We start from the raw sequence: 19,111 nt of genomic DNA, 5'->3' as shown, positions 1-19,111 counted from the left end.
AAGAAATAACCAGTATGTGCATGACAATAGCAACAATACTGAGTTAGATGACGGTGTGAATATATTTCTTGATGTTTTTTATTAATCAAGAGAAAGATATTAACCTTTCTGATGAATGATTCATTTGCTTTTATGATTATATTAAGAGAAAGCTCTAATTAATATTTTATATTTGACAGTATTGTAAATAGTATTATTATTTAATTAAAATATATAATTTGTATTTTATTATTAATAATATAATGTATTTATTATTTTTATAGAACTATTATTGTTATTTATAAAAAATGTATTTGAAATTGATCTATAATGCATGATAGTAAATTATCCGTATCATAATAATACGTTTTTTGTAATTAAGAGGAGAATAAAATGGGTAGTTCAAACGCATCGCGTGATTGTAGTCCTTCGAGTTATTGGGAGGAAATAAAATCAACAGGAGAAACAGGTGCAGCGTTAGGGGCGTCTGTTGGAGCAGTAGGAGCAGCAGCAGCAGTGGGAGCAGCTGGGACAGTTGCAACAGATGGTTGAGCTGCACCGCTTATCATGTCTTCTGCTGCGGATGGCTCTTTCTACGGCGGTTTAGTGGGGGGATCTATAGAAGCCACGCATCATGCTTATATTTGTCTAAGATAATTTATGAAATATTTAGCAATATATCTCTAAAGTTATAGTAATGTTATGTTAGACATATTATTAATAAATATGTCTACATATTTTTATAGAAATAGCTTTCAGTAAAAATACATTAATTTATAATATCCTGTTTTAATTTGGAAATTTTATTTATTATGGTTAATTTAACTATTATTAATGATTTATTTTTTATATTATTTTATTATATTAATTTTTATTTAATTGATCATTTATTTAAATAATTTATATATAAATAAATACTATATAAAATATGATTTATTATGATTGAAATCATTTTTACTATTAAAAATGCATTATTTGCAACAAATATTTTTGTACTTTTAATTATATATTTTTATAAAATAAATTTCCCTACTTAGAGTCAATCTATAAAATTATGATCAATTATAATTATTATGTATTTTATAATATATTTTTGACTTTATTATTTAATAAATAACTAAATATTTTTTTATAAACGTAAACAGTATTTCTACTTTTTCAACTCTACACAGTGGATAATTAAAGCTTCATATCAGGCAAGTGGGTACTATTGGTGAATATTATTGAAATATCTGTATATTTTAGTTTTTAATTGTTATATTGGGCATTGTTGATATGGATGAACTTTATTAATTTTATTGTAGAAGTGTTGCATTCAATCATAATTGTAATTACTGTTATATTCTCAATTGTTTTGTATTATGAATCCAAAGGTTACAGTAAAAAATAAACTAATAAAAAGTTATTATCACTAGTAAAGTTATTTTTTATAATTATGTCCATAACCTCTTTTATTACATTAATTATTATTATATTTTATAATTTATTATAATTTACTTATATTATTATTAAAACCGTAATAAGCTTATTTTTTGATTTTGGCTAACTGGGCAAAGAGCAAATAAAGCTTCATATCCTCCCTTTTAATAAACAAAAATGATGCTTTAATCTGATGTTGTACAATAAACCTAATGGCTATACGGATGTTATTTCTTATTGGTCATAAGTCTAATGCGATTGATGATGTAGAGATAAAAAAAAGAGCGAGATTTTTTTGCATACAGTTCATATCTTTGGACAAAAAACTTTTGCAAAATAATAAAAGAAAAGACTAAGTGCTAAGAAAAAAGTAAGCATTTATAATGAGATTTTTTTACTTTCCACTGTTTCTACCGCTTTTGCATTTAAAAATGCATTAATTGCATTGTATGATCCGTTCAAAATCTCGTTTAAAATCTATCAATACGCTTTATCTGATTTGTTATTGAACCGCTGTATTAATATATAATAAAAATGTCTAAAATAACAAAATATTATAATAGTGCTCTCATTTAATAGAGAAAACTCTGTTTGCTTACAGACCAAGCAGTCTATGCGGTTCAACATCATTTAAATTTTTCTTTTTAAAAGCTGTTATTTGAACTTATTTGCGTGTTTGAGATCTTTTCTAAAAAAGGTTTATGTGTTGATTTTGATATTTATAGCTTTGGTTAATTGAAAAAATAATGCCAATTTAAAAAATATGTAACAATAAAATCTGAGGGATATTATAGGCTTCCTTCTTATGAATTGAAGAAGCATCACGCTTAGCATTACAAATATGTGCGAAAAAATGCTTTTATTGGCAATTATTTCGTTTCTTTCTGGTTTACAATTTTTTTTATCATTTTATCTTAAGCTTATAGATGAGGTGTATTAGTCTCTATTTTATCTAAAAAGGGTGGAATTATACCAATGTCAAAAAAAGTTATGATCGTGGAAGATAATGAACTGAATATGAAGTTATTCCGTGATCTTGTAGAGGCGAGTGGCTATGAAACAGTTGAAACGCGTAATGGTCTTATCGCATTGGATTTAGCGCGTTCATCAATGCCTTCCCTTATCCTTGTAGACATCCAGTTACCGGAGGTATCGGGAATTGACGTTATTAAACGATTAAAAAAGGATGAGGAACTTAGATCTATCCCCGTTGTTGCGGTAACCGCTTTTGCTATGAAAGGGGATGAAGAACGAATTCGTGCAAGTGGATGTGAAAAATATATGTCGAAGCCTATTTCTGTTTCTCATTTTATCACAATGGTAAAGCACTTCTTGGACTGAAACTTTGTTAAATGATGATGGAAAAAGATATTGAAAAGCGCCTGATATAACTAAAGTGATATTGCAGAGTTCTTTTTGAACAAGCGCATGGATATCTCTGAATGAGTAAAGTACAGATTCTAAAAATTGAAATTGAGGATACAAAGCTTTTTAGAACAATTTCCTCTTAGTTCTTATCGAAAAAATTGTCATTTTATATTTTTATTTTTTCCTAACAGATATAAATTGATTGCTACGTTCTCTTTAAAAAATCTGCTTTGGTAAGCAAAAAAAGCCCCGTCAAACGGGGCTTTACAGATTGCATAAAAATTGAAATTAGCGCTTTGAAAATTGGAAAGAACGACGCGCTTTCGCTTTACCGTATTTTTTACGCTCAACAACACGGCTATCACGGGTTAGAAAGCCTCCCTTTTTCAAAATTGTGCGAAGTTCTGGCTCGTAATAAGTTAGAGCTTTAGAAATACCATGGCGTACTGCACCGGCTTGTCCAGAAAGTCCCCCACCTGCAACAGTTGCAACAATATCAAATTGCGTATCCCTGTTTGTTGCAACGATTGGCTGACGAAGAATCATTCTTAAAACAGGACGAGCAAAATATTGATCAAATTCCTTATTGTTAATGGTAATTTTTCCAGAGCCAGGTTTGATCCACACGCGAGCAACGGCATCTTTACGTTTTCCTGTTGCATAGGCACGTCCTTGTGAATCAAGTTTTTGCACATGGACAGGGGCAGAATTTTCATGAACTTCCGTAATATTTGTTACAACACTAAGCTCAGAGAGAGAATTAATTTCAGCCATAATCAAGCAATCCTTTTGTTTTTGCGGTTTAAAGCACCAACGTCAAGAGCTTCGGGCTGTTGTGCTGCATGCGGGTGTTGGCTCCCAGCATAAACACGTAGATTCTTCAATTGGCGACGACCAAGTGGTCCACGAGGAATCATGCGCTCCACAGCTTTTTCAACAACACGTTCAGGAAAACGGCCCTCAAGAATCTGACGTGCTGTACGTTCTTTGATTCCACCAATATAGCCGGTATGCCAATAATATTTTTTATCTGTATATTTCTTGCCGGTGAGAGATATTTTGTCTGCATTGATCACAATAACATTGTCACCGTCATCAACATGTGGAGTAAATGTAGCTTTATGTTTGCCCCGTAAGCGGTTAGCAACAAATGTAGCAAGACGACCTAAAACAAGGTTCTCTGCATCAATAATAACCCATTTTTTCACCACTTCAGTTGGCTTTTGTGAAAAAGTTGCCATAGAAGTATCCTTTACTGAGACCCTTTAATATGAGGGCGTTTTTGTTGTTTTGCGTTGAAAATTGTTATCATAGCGAAATATTTAACGCGTACTGTTCGCTCTGATATAATGTCTTTTGATTTACGTCAAGAGAAAATAAAAACTTATAAAACAGTGCGTTATAATTGAGGTATTATAATACTATGCACCAGAAAGTACTGATGCATATTTTAAGCTGAATGGATGTTGTGAAAGAGTGTTTGATTTTTAACTCTCGATTGTATTTTATGAGCTTCCATTATAGAATAGATAGTAATGCAGCGGTCCCGTTATTTTCTCAATGTTGAATCTTCTGCCTGTGGTCAGGCGTGGTTAGATGCTCTTGATGTTCAAGGGATGAACAATGCACGTGCTATTTCTCAAAAATTTGGTTTTCCAGATGCGTTAGCTCGTGTTCTCTCGGCAAGAGATGTCGATGAATCTGAAGCGGTTGCTTTTATCAATCCAACATTGCGCACGCTCATGCCTGATCCAGAAAGTTTTGCGGATATGCCATGCGCAGCAGAGCGCATTGTGAAGGCTATTTTGAATAAAGAGAAAGTTGCAGTTTTTGGGGATTATGACGTTGATGGTGCTTGTTCATCAGCACTCGTAGTACGCTTTCTTCGCCATTTTGGTGCTGAAGTAACAATTTATATTCCTGATCGTATTGTTGAAGGATATGGTCCTAATGAACAAGCAATGAAGATGCTCGTGCAAGAAGGGATCCGTTTAATTATTACAGTTGATTGTGGGGCAAACAGCCCAGATGCAGTAAAAGCAGGAAGGCTTGCAGGTGCCGATGTGGTCGTTTTAGACCATCATCAAATGTCGGAGGTCCATCAAGAAGCTGTTGCCCTTGTCAATCCTAATCGCCCTGATGATTTTTCTGGACAAGGGCATTTATGTGCTGCTGGCGTTGTTTTTGTTACGTTAGCATGGGTTAATCATTTATTGAAAAACAAGAGGTTTGAAGGGACACTTCCTGACCTTCTTAGTATGCTTGATCTTGTTGCATTGGCAACCATCTGTGATGTTGTGCCTCTACAAGGTGTTAATCGTGCTTTTGTGGTTAAAGGACTCCAAGTTGCGCGTTCCATGCATAATCACGGAATGGTAGCTTTAACAAAGGTTGCACGTATTGGCGAGCCACTTAATAGTTTTCATTTAGGTTTTTTGTTAGGTCCTAGAATTAATGCGGGAGGGCGTATTGGCGATCAAGCTTTGGGAGCACGTTTGCTTAGCTGTGAGGATAAAGATGAAGCCGACAGAATAGCAGAGCAATTGGATCAGCTTAATCAAGAACGCCAAGAAATGGAGGCGATTCAATTAACGCAAGCAGAATCTTATATTGATTCCCTTTATCAAAATCGAGAAACACCACTATCCCTTGTGATTGCTCATGCAGAATGGCATCCGGGAATTATTGGAATTCTTGCATCTCGCTTAAAAGAGCGTTTTTTTTGTCCTGTTTTTGCAATCGCTTTGAAAGAAGATGGAAGCGGTGTAGGATCTGGACGTTCCATTAACGGCATAGATTTAGGTGCACTTGTTCGTGAGGCTGTGACATTAAATTTGTTAGAAAAAGGGGGAGGGCATAGTATGGCAGCAGGGATCACAATCCAAGCGATAAAAATTGAAGTTTTTCGAGAATGGTTAGAAGAAAAAGTCTCTTTAATGGTTTCGCAGTTACGTGCTGAAAAGTCTCTGAGGATAGATGGTTGCCTCTCTGCTTCTGGTGCTAATCAAGCGCTTTTTGAGATGATCGAAAAAGCAGGGCCATTTGGTTCAGGAAATGCTACGCCTGTTTTTGTTCTTCCTTCTCATCGGTTAATTAATCTGTGTGAGGTTGGTAAAGGGCATTTGCGCCTTGTTGTCTCTAATATTGAAGGAAAAAAACTGCAAGGAATAGCTTTTCGTGCTGTGGGGACATCGCTTGGTCATTTTCTTTCTGGAAATATTGGTGAAATGATCCATTTGGCCGGTAATCTGAGTTTGAATTATTGGAATGGAATGATTACTCCACAACTGCGTGTAATTGACGCAGCAGCAGTGGTTTGAGAAGAATATTTTTTGAAAAATTAAATGTCTAGATTGGAGGCAAAAGTAGAATTTTTTTGGATAAAACGAAACCGCGCTTCTGGTTTTGTTCCCATGAGGCTTTCTACGGTATCTTTAGTTTCTTTCATTTCCATTGCATCAATAGAAACGCGTAACAGTGTACGTTTTTGAGGATGCATAGTCGTTTCTTTAAGTTGTTCAGCACGCATTTCACCAAGCCCTTTAAAACGCCCAATTTCGATTTTAGCTTTTCCAGTGAATTCACTCTTAAGTAATTCATCTTTATGGGTATCGTCACGTGCATAGACGACTTTTCCTCCTTGCGATATTCGGTAAAGGGGAGGCACGGCGAGGTATAAATGTCCTTGACGAATAAGATCGGGCATCTCTTGAAAAAAGAAGGTAATGAGGAGTGAGGCAATATGAGCACCATCGACATCTGCATCCGTCATAATAATAATACGTTCATATCTGAGATCTTTTTCACGATATTTAGAGCGTGTTCCACATCCAAGGGCAAGTATAAGGTCACTAATTGTTTGGCTTGAGTTCATTTTTTCATGTGCTGCACTGGCTACATTTAAGATTTTTCCACGAAGAGGTAAAATTGCTTGGTTTGCTCTGTTGCGTGCTTGTTTAGCGGAACCACCAGCTGAATCACCTTCAACAATGAATAATTCAGCACCAGAAGCACTGTTTTGGCTACAATCTGCGAGTTTGCCGGGCAGACGTAATTTACGAACAGCAGTTTTACGATTTATTTCTCTATCTTGGCGCCGTCTTACGCGTTCTTCAGCACGTTCAATAACCCAATCAAGAAGTTTTGTTGATTCTTGTGGAGAATTTGTTAACCAATGATCGAAAGGATCGCGTATTGCATTTTCAACAATACGTTGTGCTTCAATTGTCGCTAATCGATCTTTGGTTTGTCCAACAAATTCAGGATTTCTGATGAAAACGGAAAGTATTGCAGCTGTTGAAATCATGACATCATCAGAGGTGATGATAGCAGCGCGTTTATTTCCTATTAACTCACCATAAGATTTCAATCCGCGCAAAAGAGCTTGCCGTAGTCCTATTTCATGTGTTCCGCCTTCTCCAGTAGGAATGGTATTACAGTAAGACTGTACACAGGCATCGCCCCCATGCCAAGCAATAGCCCATTCAACAGAGCCATGGCCATTACATTGTTTTGTTTTGCCAGAAAAAATTTCTGATGTTACCCGATATTCATCTTTCAATGATGAGAGCAAATAGTCTTTAAGTCCATCGGGGAAATAGAAAACAGCTTTTTCAGGAATATTTTTTGTGCCTTCAAGGATGATAGGATCACAATTCCATCGAATTTTTACGCCGCCAAAAAGATAGGCCTTGGAGCGTGCCATCTTATAAATTTTTTCTGGATCAAAAGCTGCTTTTTCACCAAAAATTTTACTATCAGGGTGGAAACGAACGCGTGTGCCACGACGATTATAAACATCACCCAAATTTTCCAATTCAGACTGAGGAATACCACGTGAGAAACGTTGTCGATAAAGTTTTCGATCTCGTGCTACTTCGACTTCCATATCATCAGAAAGAGCATTGACGACAGAAATTCCTACTCCATGTAGCCCACCAGCAGTTTGATAGGCTTTTCCATCGAATTTTCCACCTGAATGGAGTTGTGTCATGATGACTTCAAGAGTAGATTTGTTCGGCATTTGAGGATGATTTTCGACAGGAATACCGCGCCCATTATCTGTAACCGTTAAATAACCATTTTTATCTAACGATATATCAATGAAGTCTGCATAACCAGCAACGGCTTCATCCATAGCATTGTCAATGATTTCGGCAAATAAATGATGCAGCGCTTTGCTATCAGTTCCACCAATATACATTCCAGGGCGTAAACGTACAGGCTCTAAGCCTTCAAGAACGCGAATAGAGAGAGCATTATAGTTATCTTCTTGCGTTTCTTTCGTGTTTTTTTTCGAATTCATTGCTTCTGAGTTCACAGGGAATGGCAGATTTTTTTCTTTTGTATTTACCCGAGATTCGGCATTATTTAAAATACTGAAAAGATCCTTACTGTTATCGCTCATGCCGTTTGATTATCCACCTCATCAAATAAATCTTTATTAGATAAATTTTATGCCTGTTTTTTATTTAAAAATCAATGCACTTAGGAAACATCAATTGTTGGACCAAAAATTTGTTCAAATGTTTGTTTCAGAGCAATATCAAGATCATGCATTGTGACAGGGAAACCTAGATCAAGAAAACTGGTGACACCGTGCTTTGTGATTCCACATGGAACAATCCCTGAATAATGCGCTAAATTAGGATTTACATTGATGGCAACTCCATGAAAGCTTACCCATTTGCGTACTCGAATGCCAATTGCTGCAATTTTATCTTCTGAAGAGAGGTTGTTTTGTGTTGATGGGCAATTGGACCGTTGAACCCAGACGCCAACGCGCTCTTCACGACGTTCACCTTTAATATTAAATTTTGCAAGGGTTTGTATGATCCATTCTTCTAATGCACTAATAAAAGCACGGATATCTTGTTTGCGGCGTTTCAGATCAAGCATAATATAGGCAATACGTTGTCCTGGACCGTGGTATGTAAATTCCCCGCCACGTCCTGCCTCATAAACAGGAAATGAGTGAGGTGCTAAAAGATCTTTTTTATTTGCACTTGTACCAGCTGTATAAAGGGAAGGATGTTCAAGAAGCCAGACTTGTTCATGCGCGTTTTTTGCAAGAATGTTTTCTACACGCTCTTGCATATAGCGCAGTGCTTCAGGATATTCGACCAATTTATGACTTATTTTCCATTCCACTGGTGGATTTCCGGCGATTGTTTTAAAATGGTGTGGTAAGTGATTACGGTTAGTATGTTTCAATTCATATGCCATGAGCAATATCTACGCTGGTATTGGAGTTCGTATGGTGATCAGAAAAAGAATTACAGAGAAAGATGTGAAGTTATTTATTAAAATTAAGATAATAGAATAATAGATTTTATTTTAAAAAAAATTATTATGTCCACAAATCTATACACATTTTACCATCTTCCTGTTGCACCACCACCGCCTGATGAGCCACCTCCGCCTCTGAAACCTCCTCCACCTGAAGGATCACCAAATCTTCCACTATGATATCTGCCACCCGCTCTTAAGTTAAGAAACCAAGGTGTGAAGATGATACCCATCCAGAGATATTTCTGTGGGCCTACTTTTTTTCCAAAAATCATTGCAAGAATGGGCAGACCAAATATTATCAAAAAGACTAAAACTATAATTGTGTTGATGATCATTTGTTCTTTTTCAGCTTGTTTACGTTGTGCTTCAACAATTTTAGCCTTTTCTCTGATTCTAAAAGAAAATTCAGAATTGCTTTCTGTAATAACGTTGATAATTGCGTGAACTGCTTCAATTACACCTTTTTGATAATTTCCTTTACGAAAATTGGGAAGAATAAAAGTATTAATGATAACTGAAGAAATCGCATCTGTTAGCTCTCCTTCCAAACCATATCCTACTTCAATACGCACTTCGCGCTCGTTCGGTGCAATGACAAGCAATACACCGTTATTGAGCTGTTGTTGACCTAATCTCCATGTGCGGAAAAGAGAATTGCTATATGTCTCTATATCATGCCCTGAAAGGGTAGGGAGAGTGACAATAACAATTTGATCTCCAGTTTTCTCTTCGAGTTCGGTTAGTTTCTCTGTGAGATTTTGCTTTGTTGTATTATCAAGCAAATGGGCCACGTCGTTAACATAGCCAGTTAAAGGAGGAAACTTGGTTTGCGCGTAAGTGACACATCCCAATGCAACAAGCAAACATAGAGCGCTCAAAAAAGCCTGTAAGCTTAGAAAAACACTGCGTTGCATAGAATGTCGAAACGATTTCATTAATTAAAATGGACCTTTGGTGCTTGTTGGCTATTGGTGTCAATCGTAAATGTTGGCATGGGCTTAGCATCACGAAACCATAGTTTTGCCCAAATTAGTGTTGGCATTGTTTTGAGAGCAGTATTGTAGGCACGTACGGTTTCGATATAATCACGGCGTGCAACAGAAATCCGATTTTCAGTTCCTTCTAATTGCGATTGCAGAGCAAGAAAGTTCTGATTTGCTTTAAGATCAGGATAGTTTTCGACAACAGCCATAAGACGTGACAGTGCGCTTGATAAATTTGCTTGATTGTCGAGATATTGCTTCATGAGTTCTGGGTTATTTAACATATCGGCATTAATATTTACTTGCGTTGCTTTGGCACGAGCTTCAATAACATTTGTAAAAACAGCTTGTTCATGAGCTGCATAAGCTTTGACAGTTTCTACAAGATTAGGAATAAGATCTGCACGACGCTGGTACTGGTTCAGAACTTCACTCCATGCCGCATGTGCTTTTTCTTCATTTGTTGGTATCGTATTAAATCCACAGCCACTTAAAAATGGTATTAAAAATACTAAAAAAAGAGCGATTGAAAATCGTCTTAACATTTTAACCATAGAATAATTCGGTATCATTGAAGCAGTTTGTAAATTTAACATAAAAATATCTCCACAGTTTATTTTATGTGTATATAGGATATATCTTTTTTGAGAAAAGTATTTTTCATTTCATAAAAAGACATTCTTCAGAAATTGAGCATTTACAAGTGATGTTTTCTTATACTTTTAAGCTATGCGTTGTAGATTTTGGTATCTCTCAATCAAGTATATTATTTGATCTCCACATCCTTTCTTTGATGCAATGTTCGCATGACAATGGTGCGAGGTGATAAGGAGAATGCAGCGAGAAGCTTCTGAAAATCTTTTTTGTAAGAAATCGTTGGCGATGAATTGCATACTGTTTATCTAGATTTATACGGACAAGCTGATGAAGGCTTAGAATTGGATTTTCCATGCTTTTTATGTGGTATTCATAATAATTAACGGATTGTGATGAATGTCAAATTATGGGCAAGGACATTATTCATTCATTTTTCCGGCATTTTTCCGGATATCAAATTGATAGGATTGGAGATCAGTATAGCGGCTGTTGCCATATTTGTAATAAAAGATAAATTTTTATATTAAAGTAATGTATTGATTACTTTATCGGCGTTATTGGGGAATAAATGACGAATATATTAGCGTTTGGATTTCTATTTAACGGTATAAGGATTTTAATAGGCGCCTTTATTGTATTTTATATGTTTGGAAAATGGGTAACTCTTATCGATATAGGTATCATTAAGTCATTTCAAGCTTTTATTATGATGATGACAGATATTTCTCTTGGATATTTTGTAGATAGAAAAAGTTATAAATTATCTATCATTTTATCGGCGGTTTTTGCAGCCACATGGCTATTTCTCATGGGAGTTTCTACAAGCTTTAGTGGTTTTCTATTGGCAGAGTTTTTTAATGCATTATCACTTACATTGATTGCTGGTGCCTATAATGCTTTACTGGTTCAATATGCGAAAACAAAACTTACCTCTACTAAAAAAAGTACTTGGTTCAAGCTCTCAATATAATTACATTGGCATGTTTATATTTAGTTTGATAGGTGCATATTTTGCCGATTACTTTCGTCAGTATATATGGTATATCTCTGCATTTTTAATGATGATAACAACAATATTTGGGTTATTTTTTTTAGATGATCTCAAAGGAGAGCAAAAGTTAAGAAAAGCCCATTCTTTAATTTCTGACGCAAGAGAGATGCTATCTTTTTTGTTAAAGTTGCTTATATCTCTCTATGTTTTTATTTTTCTCTTATATTGTTCTCTCAGCTATTGGCGAGTTTTCTCTTTACAAAACTGAGTGAGAGGATGAATTTTGTTTTATTGCTGTTCTTTTAGTCTGTATGATTTTTTATTTAATTAAGTACACATCCCTTCGTATAGAAGTTGTCCTGCACGATAGCATTAGCGATAATCTCAGGGCCACATATGAATCTTTCTTATCAACTGTTGGAAGGCTTAGTCTCTTGGCATTTTTTTACATTAGTGCGTATATGGTAAATATATTTGGCTTTTTGTCATTAGTTTTATATTTTGGGTATTTATTTATCTGTTTATTTGTTTGCAGTGTGTTTTTTAGAAGGAACTCTCAAAAAATCTCAGTGAGAATATTCATTTATCATTATAACGAATATTTCATGTGGTTTCAGAGGGGGATGTTTTGTTGTCAGTTCGGGAGACAGTGAGGGAAAGATTGTGCACCTTTGTGGCAAAAGCGCCTCGATGCGTAAAGAACTCAAAAAGCAGTGAACATTTTGATCATAAAACCGTTGGTGAGATTGTTGAAACCCTCGCTAAACGCCATGGTTATCAAGCAAAGGTCAGTCCAGAATTCACGCACAAAACTTTACCTTATATGATTCGTACAGATCAATCGGCTGTTGATTTTTTAACCCGCCTTGCAGACCGCATGCCGGCAGAGCAGGCTTTATTAGCAAGAATCAAATTATATAAATGTGTGCAAGAGCGTATTGATGTCTGTAGTTTTTTATGATCCAATAAAAAAATTAAGTATTAAAGAAAAAATCTCAAATCAAAAATTAAAGGTGGTCTAAAAGGTGGACCCAAAAAGGTGGACGAGAGGGGGTATTAAGTGAGAGCGATTCATCGGTTATCAGCATCATTCGTAAAGACTTCTCCTCAGGGTAAATATTGTGACGGGGCAGGGCTATGGTTAAATGTCCGAAAAGACAATACGCGCTCTTGGTTTTTTCGCTATACGCACCACAATAAGCGTCGTGAAATGGGACTTGGTCCTGTTACGAAACTTTCTTTAAAAGAAGCACGCGAGCTTGCTAGGTATTATAGTGATATTCTTAAAGAAGGCAATGATCCTATTGTCTTTAGAGAACAGACTATTTTGAAACAGCAAAGCAATATTTTTCAAGAAATTGCGCAAGCAGCTTTTGAAAGCAAAAAAGCAGAGTTGAAAAATGAAGGCAAAAACGGCCGCTGGTTTTCTCCACTCGAGTTGCACGTCATTCCACACATAGGCAAATTATCTATAGAAAAATTAACAGCCAATATCATTCGTAATGTTCTCGCACCTCTTTGGCATGAAAAAGCAGATACAGCGCGAAAAGCACTTAATCGTATCAATATTTGTTTGAAATATGCTGCGGCTCTTGGTTTGGATGTTGATCTACAAGCTTGTATGAAGGCACGCGCACTTTTAGGAAAACCACGTGCGACAGCAACAAATATTTCTGCTATGCCATGGCAAGAAGTGCCGGCTTTTTATCAAAACTTAAAGGATGATATCCTTTCAAATTTAGCACTGAAGTTACTGATTTTGACTGGAGCACGATCATATCCATTGCGCTATTTGCGTCTTGAACAAATTGACAAAAATATATGGACAATACCAAAAGAAAATATGAAAGGTATTGTGGGAAAAGTTTCAGATTTTCGCGTGCCATTAAGTCATGAAGCTTTGAAAGTGATTGAAAGATCTCTCCCTTTTGAGAAAAAAGGTTTTCTCTTTTCTGGTCTTACCGGCAAGCCAATTTCTGATGCGACCATGGCAAAATATATGACACTTTGCGGCTTAGCCTATCGTCCACATGGTTTTCGTTCAAGCTTACGGGATTGGATAGCAGAAACAACGTCAACACCATTTGAAATTGCGGAATCTGTTCTTGCGCATTCAGTTGGGAATTCAGTGACAAAGGCTTACATGCGGACGGATTTTTTGGAATAGCGCCGTGTTCTTTTGGAGCAATGGGCTAGCTTTATATCAGGAGAGGCTTGACACTATGGCATCAATGTGTCTATTGTCGAATCAGGTGCCTGAAAAACACCGAACGATAAGCGGATAGATTACCGAAATAATCTCTTCCCGCCGAAATTTAAAAACTTTGACTCATCACGTGCTTTGTAGCATATAGTGATTTTGTCGGGTGTGGTTACACTATACAATACCTTTGCGGGAAAAGTGTAACGACGGACTTATCGCCGTGTTTTTCAGCGCCCGGCACTCTCTTTAGAGTGTCAATGAAAAACATCTAACGATAAGGAGTTCACATGAACACTCTTATAGAAATTAGAGAACGGATTATTGATCAGGAAACTGTTCAAACCGTCAATGCTCGTGATTTGCATGCGTTTTTAGGAATTACATCAAAGTTTGCAGATTGGATTAAATATCGCATTAAAGAATGTAACTTTCGAGAAAATCAAGACTTTATAGGTTTTTCTAAAAATTTAGAAAAAGGTGGGCGCCCAAGCATAGAATACCACATTACATTAGACATGGCTAAACATCTTTCTATGATTGAGCGTAATGATAAAGGGCATGAAGCACGTCAATACTTTATCAAATGTGAACAACTTTTGAAGCAAGTAACAACACCACAAGTTGATTACTCTAAACCCGAAGCACTACTTGGTGTTTTAAATCATCTACAAAATCAAATAGAGCAAAAGGATAACACCATTGCAGAATTAGCACCAAAAGCAAAAGCTTTGGAAGGTTTAACACGCTCTGAGGGGGCTATGTGTGGCATCTTATTGTTTTTTATTCACGAGTGGTTGTTCAAGGAGCTTTTTGAGATCTTCTGAATTCATTGCCAGTAGGTGATTTAATGTAACGGTAGTGCGGACAGAATCTTCTAAACGAGCAAGAATTTCACCCGTAAGGCTACGATGATTTGCTTCAGCAAGCTCTTCCAATTGATTTTTCAGTTCAATTGGAATGAGAAATTTAAATTGCACACGATCTTTTTTTGTCATGCACCTAAAATATACCTAAAATACACTTGACACAAGGTACCTTTATGGTACTAAATATGTGCATATGGAGGTAAAATGAAAACGATCCAATATAAAATAAATATGCCACATACATTAAAGGAGTGGTTGTTTAATCGGGCGACTGAGAATGATCGCTCTCTTTCATCTGAAATAATTAACATTCTCAAAAAAGAAAAAGCGCTAGAGCATAAGTCCGCAAAAACTCTCTCTAACGCTTTACATCTAACTAACCTGAAAGAGGTCAATTACAATGAATAATAGCACATACTTACCTATCAATAAAGACAAATTAATCAAATTACGAGAAGTCGAAAACGAGCCTCGTGTTCGCGATGTGGACTTAGCAGAAAAATTAGGGTTTGTTCGTACACGTGACGTTAGAAAATTAATTACAAGAAATATGCAAGAAATAGAACGGTTTGGGAGGTGCGCCACTGTGGCGCACGTAATAAAGGGCAATAACGTAACAGAATATTGGCTTAACGAAGAGCAGGCGTTATTGATTGCGACATTATCGAATACAGAAAAATCTTCTCAAGTCCGTTATATGCTTATTAAGTTATTTGTTGCATGGCGTAGGGGCGAGATAAAGCAATCCTATGTTCAATCGATCGACTACTCCAGTCCAGCAGTAATGCTTGGTGTCTTAACGCATTTAAAAGATGAAAACGAGCGGAAAGACAATATCATTGCTAAATTAGAACCAAAGGCAAAAGCACTTGAAGGCTTAAAACGCTCTGATGGGCTGTTTGGGTTGATTGAAGCAGCAAAAATGTTAGAGGTACGACCAAAGGATTTAACTGATTATTTGCGTAAACATGATTGGGTGTATCGACGGGCTCCGGGGACTCCATTGTTACCCTATCAAGATAAGATCAAGAAAGGATTTATGGACTGTCCTGCTATTACCATTCAAAGACCTGATGGTACAGAAAAGGTGCTGCCTTCAACAAAAATCACATCCAGAGGATTGGCTTGTTTGAGAGAACAGATCCATGGAGGTGTGCAATGAAGTGCAGTGTAGACTTCTTATGCGATTTGTGGATGGCATTGTTTAAGCTTTCTAACCATCGAGGCATTGGAGATGAAGATTGTAATGCAATGGTTGAGGTTATGGAATCTGTCGTAGATGCTCTAGTTTTAAAGCTTCAAGATGACGTGCCGAATATTACAAAGATTTTAGCAATTCTGACAGATTTTGGAGCTTCAGAGCTACCGCATAGAATGGATTCTTTATTGCGAACTTATGAACCAAATTTGGAGAATCCCATTAAAAAGGTTGCTTAAGTAAAAAACAAAACTCTTCTCCCCGTCTCAAAAATGGGGAGGGGATAAAGTTTTCAGTTTTTGCTTAGCCACTGTTTTAAATGTGCAAAGACGTTGTCTATCGCATCCATAAGACGAGCAAAATCAAGGATAAGCAAAAAGAGAAAAAACGCTATCCACTTCATCAAGCGAGACATCATTTTCACACTTTGATAGGTGAGTATCATTTCCTGAAGCATTTCCTTTTCTGCTTCTGTAAGCTCGATATGTTTTTCAGTTTTTCTTCTGGCCATGTTTCCATCCACACATGCGTTCGCCCTGCTTATTATGCTTTAAGATCTCTCTTGCTAAGTTTGAACTGATGGCGTTTAAATCTTGCTGGCTTAAGTAAATTGGTAACCAACCAACACAAGAAGAAGCGACTTTATTTGTCGCGCAACCAGTCAGAGAGAGCAGCGCGTACATCAGCATCACTTTTCTGATTAATTTCATTTTCCACCTCGAGCCGTGTTTTTGCTGTCTTTAGCGCATTTTCTATTTGCTTTTGCTGTTCAACCTTTTTCCAAGGGTAAAAGCTCTTGCTAAAATCATAAAAAAAGCGGCTAAAGCCGCACCAGTTAGCATCAGATTTCTTTTCATCCATAAAATCATAGGCGGTGTTCCTGAAAACGTTTGGCGACAAAGAAAAGTCCCGTACAGGCTGCTAAAACCATAATGGCTGCGAGAGCCCATTGGATGGGACCATTGCCTGCTAAAAAACCTCCAAGACCTGAGAAAGAACCAATAATCGGTGCAAGGGCTTCTGCTTTGAAAAGCCCTGTTGGCTCTTGTGTTTCTACTGTTTGATAATTGGAGGAAACATAAGCCCCTTTTGCCCATAGCCCTGCTTCTGCTGCACGTCGATGTACAAGACCTCGTAAACGTTTTCCACCCGCTTTTGTCCATTTCTGTAGTTCGGCTGGCACTGCTTCATATTCACCTTGATTGAGCTTTTTTAACAGTGTCGAATTGCAAAAGGCTCTTGTTCCTACATTATAACAAAAGGACACTAATGCTGCGAATTGTTCATCCGTTAAGGAAACGCTAACAGCGCGTTCAACAGCAATCTCAAATTGTCTTAAATCTTGGCAAAGAAGTTCTTCTGCTTGTGTTTCACTGATTGTCATGCCTTCGTAAATAAAAGGTTTTCCGGCGGTGTTTGTATGTCCATAACCAATTGTCCACACCCCAATGGCATCTTTATAGGCATTTAAACGCAAACCTTCCCATTGTTTAATAAGTGCTAATCCTTCTGATGATATTTTTCTCATAAATTTCTCCCATAAAAAAAGCTCCGCACAAAGCAGAGCTGGATTAAAAAATTGACATCTTTCTCATTCGAAAGGATGGTTTGTTAAAACCTCTGTAGCTTTTTCACTGGAACAAAAGAATGTATTTGACATTGTCTATTCTGTATCTTATAAGTTACAAATGTTTACAGTACACAAAACAAAATACTTTATGAAATGGCTAGATTCTTTAAAAGATGAAATTGCGCAAGCACATGTTGTTACACGGATTGCAAGAATAGAAACGGGATTTCTTGGAAATGTAAAATTTTTCCGTGGAATTGGAGAGTTAAAAATACATCATGGTCCTGGCTATAGAATCTATTTTGTAAAACAAGGTAAACAAATCATTTTGTTATTAAATGCGGGTGATAAATCTACACAACAGAGGCATATCGAAAAAGCTCTTCAATTAGTAAAGGAAATGAAACATGGAAATTACTAAATTTGACACAAGTGAATATTTCAAGACACCTGAGACACAAAGGATTCTTTTAGAAGATGCTCTTGAAAGCAAAGATAGTAAGTATCTTGCCCATGCTCTTGGTATAATAGCGAAAAACCAAGGAATGAGTAAAATCGCCCAAAATACAGGGCTATCAAGAGAGTCTCTCTATCGTTCTTTAAGTGATAAAGGCGACCCACGGCTTTCTACTTTTCTCAGTGTTTTGAGTGCTTTAAATTTGCAGATTAGTTTAGCGCCTATCCAAAATAATTGTAAGGAACAAGCGGCTTTAGAAGAAGCATCTTGACCTTCTCCCTCTTGACAAATATTCGTTTATAAACGAATATGCATCATGTTTGAAATACGTCACTACCTTACCTCTGATGGCAAAGACTTGATAGCTGATTGGCTGCGAAAGCTGCGTGATGTGCAGGCTAAAACTGCTATTATTCGCCGCCTTAATCGCTTAGAGCAAGGAAACTTTGGCGATTTCAAGCCGCTTCGTGATGGTGTTCATGAACTGCGTATTAATATTGGTCCTGGCTACCGAGTTTATTATGCACAATCTGGAAAGACCGTATTGTTGCTATTATGCGGGGGTAGCAAAAAAACACAAGAGACTGATATCGTTCGTGCATGTGCTTGCTGGCGTGATTGGCAAAACCGTGAAGATTAAAGGAGTGCAAAAATGAAAGACCGTAACCATGATGATGCAATGGCGGAAATATTCTATGATGACCCTAAAATAGCAGCAGCTACCCTTGATGCAATTCTAGCAGATGGTGATCAGGGTGAATTGCTTGTAACACTTCGCCAAATGGCCAAAGCTTATGGTGGTGTTCAGGCTGTAGCTAAAGCAGCCAACCTGAATCCCACACAACTTTACCGTACACTTTCAGAAAAAGGCAATCCAGAGTTTCGCAGCTTGAATGCTTTGCTGCGTACCATGGGATTTCGCTTAGCTGTACAGCCTCTTGAACAACCAGTTCCACATGTTTAATCTTTAGTATTGGGTGTATTCATCGTCTTCTTAAACAATAGTGTTTTACAGCAAAACATGGTAGTTTATTATGTATCCTCCTCATCCATATGGATGATGCCTTCACCTTCATCGCATGCATTTTGTGGAGCGTTTGGATCAAGGGTATCATCCTTGTCTGGTGTTGTGTTTGCAACGTTTCCAGCCGCATCTTCTTGTGCTTTGTCAAAAAGTTCACACTCTATT

22 protein-coding genes and 4 pseudogenes are annotated in these 19,111 nt (G+C 36.8%); 14 read left to right on the top strand and 12 right to left on the bottom strand.

Annotated features, from left to right (window positions below; all coding sequences use genetic code 11):
- The first annotated feature begins 372 nt into the window (after nt 1–372).
- Nucleotides 373–531 carry a hypothetical protein gene (locus J7R10_RS02940; protein ID WP_155806762.1) on the top strand — a complete coding sequence of 53 codons (159 nt, stop codon included), beginning with the start codon at nt 373–375 and terminating at the stop codon, nt 529–531.
- A gap of 1,842 nt (nt 532–2,373) precedes the next feature.
- Complete coding sequence (locus tag J7R10_RS02935) at nt 2,374–2,739, top strand: response regulator (protein ID WP_010705394.1); 366 nt, start codon at nt 2,374–2,376, stop codon at nt 2,737–2,739.
- 315 nt (nt 2,740–3,054) lie between these two features.
- On the opposite strand, the gene rpsI is transcribed toward J7R10_RS02935, so the two are convergent.
- Together rpsI and rplM are read right to left on the bottom strand one after the other, a co-directional pair.
- Complete coding sequence (rpsI, locus tag J7R10_RS02930; protein ID WP_010705393.1) at nt 3,055–3,540, bottom strand: 30S ribosomal protein S9; 486 nt, start codon at nt 3,538–3,540, stop codon at nt 3,055–3,057.
- Nucleotides 3,541–3,542: 2 nt separating this feature from the next.
- A complete protein-coding gene (gene rplM / locus J7R10_RS02925; protein ID WP_004861744.1) occupies nt 3,543–4,007 on the bottom strand; it encodes a 50S ribosomal protein L13 in 465 nt (154 codons plus the stop codon).
- Between the two features lie 294 nt (nt 4,008–4,301).
- Here rplM and recJ point away from each other — a divergent pair, with 294 nt between their 5' ends.
- Nucleotides 4,302–6,086, top strand: coding sequence for a single-stranded-DNA-specific exonuclease RecJ (gene recJ, locus J7R10_RS02920; RefSeq protein ID WP_010705392.1), 1,785 nt, complete (start codon nt 4,302–4,304; stop codon nt 6,084–6,086).
- A gap of 20 nt (nt 6,087–6,106) precedes the next feature.
- On the opposite strand, the gene parE is transcribed toward recJ, so the two are convergent.
- The 4 genes from parE to J7R10_RS02900 form a co-directional block, all read right to left on the bottom strand.
- A complete protein-coding gene (gene parE / locus J7R10_RS02915; RefSeq protein WP_010705391.1) occupies nt 6,107–8,173 on the bottom strand; it encodes a DNA topoisomerase IV subunit B in 2,067 nt (688 codons plus the stop codon).
- A gap of 80 nt (nt 8,174–8,253) precedes the next feature.
- Nucleotides 8,254–8,991, bottom strand: a complete 738-nt coding sequence (gene lipB / locus J7R10_RS02910) for a lipoyl(octanoyl) transferase LipB (protein ID WP_010705390.1) — start codon at nt 8,989–8,991, stop codon at nt 8,254–8,256.
- 149 nt (nt 8,992–9,140) lie between these two features.
- Complete coding sequence (locus J7R10_RS02905; RefSeq protein ID WP_010705389.1) at nt 9,141–9,992, bottom strand: TPM domain-containing protein; 852 nt, start codon at nt 9,990–9,992, stop codon at nt 9,141–9,143.
- Entirely contained in the window at nt 9,992–10,636 is a 645-nt protein-coding gene (locus J7R10_RS02900; RefSeq protein WP_010705388.1) for a LemA family protein, read from the bottom strand. Before J7R10_RS02900 ends, J7R10_RS02905 begins: the two co-directional genes overlap by 1 nt.
- Nucleotides 10,637–11,205: 569 nt before the next feature.
- Here J7R10_RS02900 and J7R10_RS09860 point away from each other — a divergent pair.
- From J7R10_RS09860 to J7R10_RS02880, 4 genes and pseudogenes are all read left to right on the top strand, one after another.
- Complete coding sequence (locus J7R10_RS09860) at nt 11,206–11,607, top strand: MFS transporter (RefSeq protein ID WP_010705387.1); 402 nt, start codon at nt 11,206–11,208, stop codon at nt 11,605–11,607.
- Nucleotides 11,608–12,258: 651 nt separating this feature from the next.
- Nucleotides 12,259–12,514: pseudogene (locus tag J7R10_RS02890) on the top strand (late control protein); the annotation flags it as partial.
- 174 nt (nt 12,515–12,688) lie between these two features.
- Entirely contained in the window at nt 12,689–13,795 is a 1,107-nt protein-coding gene (locus J7R10_RS02885) for a tyrosine-type recombinase/integrase (protein ID WP_010705386.1), read from the top strand.
- A 323-nt stretch (nt 13,796–14,118) separates the two neighbouring features.
- Nucleotides 14,119–14,586: pseudogene (locus J7R10_RS02880) on the top strand (antA/AntB antirepressor family protein); the annotation flags it as partial.
- Between the two features lie 15 nt (nt 14,587–14,601).
- Here the strand turns inward: J7R10_RS02880 and J7R10_RS02875 are convergent.
- The gene (locus J7R10_RS02875; RefSeq protein WP_004859800.1) at nt 14,602–14,826 is read right to left on the bottom strand and encodes an Arc family DNA-binding protein; all 225 of its coding nucleotides are present in this window, start codon (nt 14,824–14,826) and stop codon (nt 14,602–14,604) included.
- 75 nt (nt 14,827–14,901) lie between these two features.
- Between J7R10_RS02875 and J7R10_RS02870 the strand changes: the two genes are divergently transcribed.
- The 3 genes from J7R10_RS02870 to J7R10_RS02860 are packed head-to-tail and all read left to right on the top strand — an operon-like array spanning nt 14,902 to nt 16,134.
- Nucleotides 14,902–15,105 carry an Arc family DNA-binding protein gene (locus tag J7R10_RS02870; protein ID WP_004859798.1) on the top strand — a complete coding sequence of 68 codons (204 nt, stop codon included), beginning with the start codon at nt 14,902–14,904 and terminating at the stop codon, nt 15,103–15,105.
- On the top strand, nt 15,098–15,859 hold the full coding sequence (locus J7R10_RS02865) for a phage antirepressor KilAC domain-containing protein (protein WP_010705384.1): 762 nt from the start codon (nt 15,098–15,100) through the stop codon (nt 15,857–15,859). Before J7R10_RS02870 ends, J7R10_RS02865 begins: the two co-directional genes overlap by 8 nt.
- Entirely contained in the window at nt 15,856–16,134 is a 279-nt protein-coding gene (locus J7R10_RS02860; RefSeq protein WP_010705383.1) for a hypothetical protein, read from the top strand. Before J7R10_RS02865 ends, J7R10_RS02860 begins: the two co-directional genes overlap by 4 nt.
- A gap of 53 nt (nt 16,135–16,187) precedes the next feature.
- On the opposite strand, the gene J7R10_RS02855 is transcribed toward J7R10_RS02860, so the two are convergent.
- The 4 genes and pseudogenes from J7R10_RS02855 to J7R10_RS02845 all read right to left on the bottom strand — a co-directional run bounded on the left by J7R10_RS02855 (nt 16,188) and on the right by J7R10_RS02845 (nt 17,423).
- Nucleotides 16,188–16,406, bottom strand: a complete 219-nt coding sequence (locus J7R10_RS02855) for a hypothetical protein (protein WP_010705382.1) — start codon at nt 16,404–16,406, stop codon at nt 16,188–16,190.
- Complete coding sequence (locus tag J7R10_RS09855; protein ID WP_081601361.1) at nt 16,387–16,605, bottom strand: hypothetical protein; 219 nt, start codon at nt 16,603–16,605, stop codon at nt 16,387–16,389. Before J7R10_RS09855 ends, J7R10_RS02855 begins: the two co-directional genes overlap by 20 nt.
- A pseudogene (locus J7R10_RS02850) lies at nt 16,538–16,764 on the bottom strand (hypothetical protein). Before J7R10_RS02850 ends, J7R10_RS09855 begins: the two are co-directional and overlap by 68 nt.
- Nucleotides 16,761–17,423: a lysozyme gene (locus J7R10_RS02845; protein ID WP_010705380.1), complete on the bottom strand. Its 663-nt coding sequence runs from the start codon at nt 17,421–17,423 to the stop codon at nt 16,761–16,763. The pseudogene J7R10_RS02850 and the gene J7R10_RS02845 overlap by 4 nt, the downstream one beginning before the upstream one ends.
- A 160-nt stretch (nt 17,424–17,583) precedes the next feature.
- Between J7R10_RS02845 and J7R10_RS02840 the strand changes: the two genes are divergently transcribed.
- Genes J7R10_RS02840 through J7R10_RS02825 form a run of 4 tightly spaced genes read left to right on the top strand, consistent with a single transcriptional unit; the run spans nt 17,584 to nt 18,886 of the window.
- Nucleotides 17,584–17,886, top strand: coding sequence for a type II toxin-antitoxin system RelE/ParE family toxin (locus J7R10_RS02840; RefSeq protein ID WP_026501394.1), 303 nt, complete (start codon nt 17,584–17,586; stop codon nt 17,884–17,886).
- The gene (locus tag J7R10_RS02835; protein WP_010705378.1) at nt 17,873–18,193 is read left to right on the top strand and encodes an addiction module antidote protein; all 321 of its coding nucleotides are present in this window, start codon (nt 17,873–17,875) and stop codon (nt 18,191–18,193) included. Before J7R10_RS02840 ends, J7R10_RS02835 begins: the two co-directional genes overlap by 14 nt.
- Nucleotides 18,194–18,238: 45 nt before the next feature.
- Entirely contained in the window at nt 18,239–18,562 is a 324-nt protein-coding gene (locus tag J7R10_RS02830) for a type II toxin-antitoxin system RelE/ParE family toxin (protein ID WP_010705377.1), read from the top strand.
- A gap of 12 nt (nt 18,563–18,574) precedes the next feature.
- On the top strand, nt 18,575–18,886 hold the full coding sequence (locus J7R10_RS02825) for a helix-turn-helix domain-containing transcriptional regulator (protein WP_010705376.1): 312 nt from the start codon (nt 18,575–18,577) through the stop codon (nt 18,884–18,886).
- A 68-nt stretch (nt 18,887–18,954) separates the two neighbouring features.
- On the opposite strand, the pseudogene J7R10_RS09850 reads toward J7R10_RS02825, so the two are convergent.
- Nucleotides 18,955–19,111, bottom strand: a pseudogene (locus J7R10_RS09850) (late control protein); the annotation flags it as partial.

Origin of the sequence: Bartonella vinsonii subsp. berkhoffii ATCC 51672 (assembly GCF_902825225.1) — a bacterium.
Taxonomy (GTDB): Bacteria; Pseudomonadota; Alphaproteobacteria; order Rhizobiales; family Rhizobiaceae; genus Bartonella; species Bartonella berkhoffii.
Note: the sequence above shows the minus strand (reverse complement) of the source record. Positions and strands in the feature narration are given on the sequence as shown.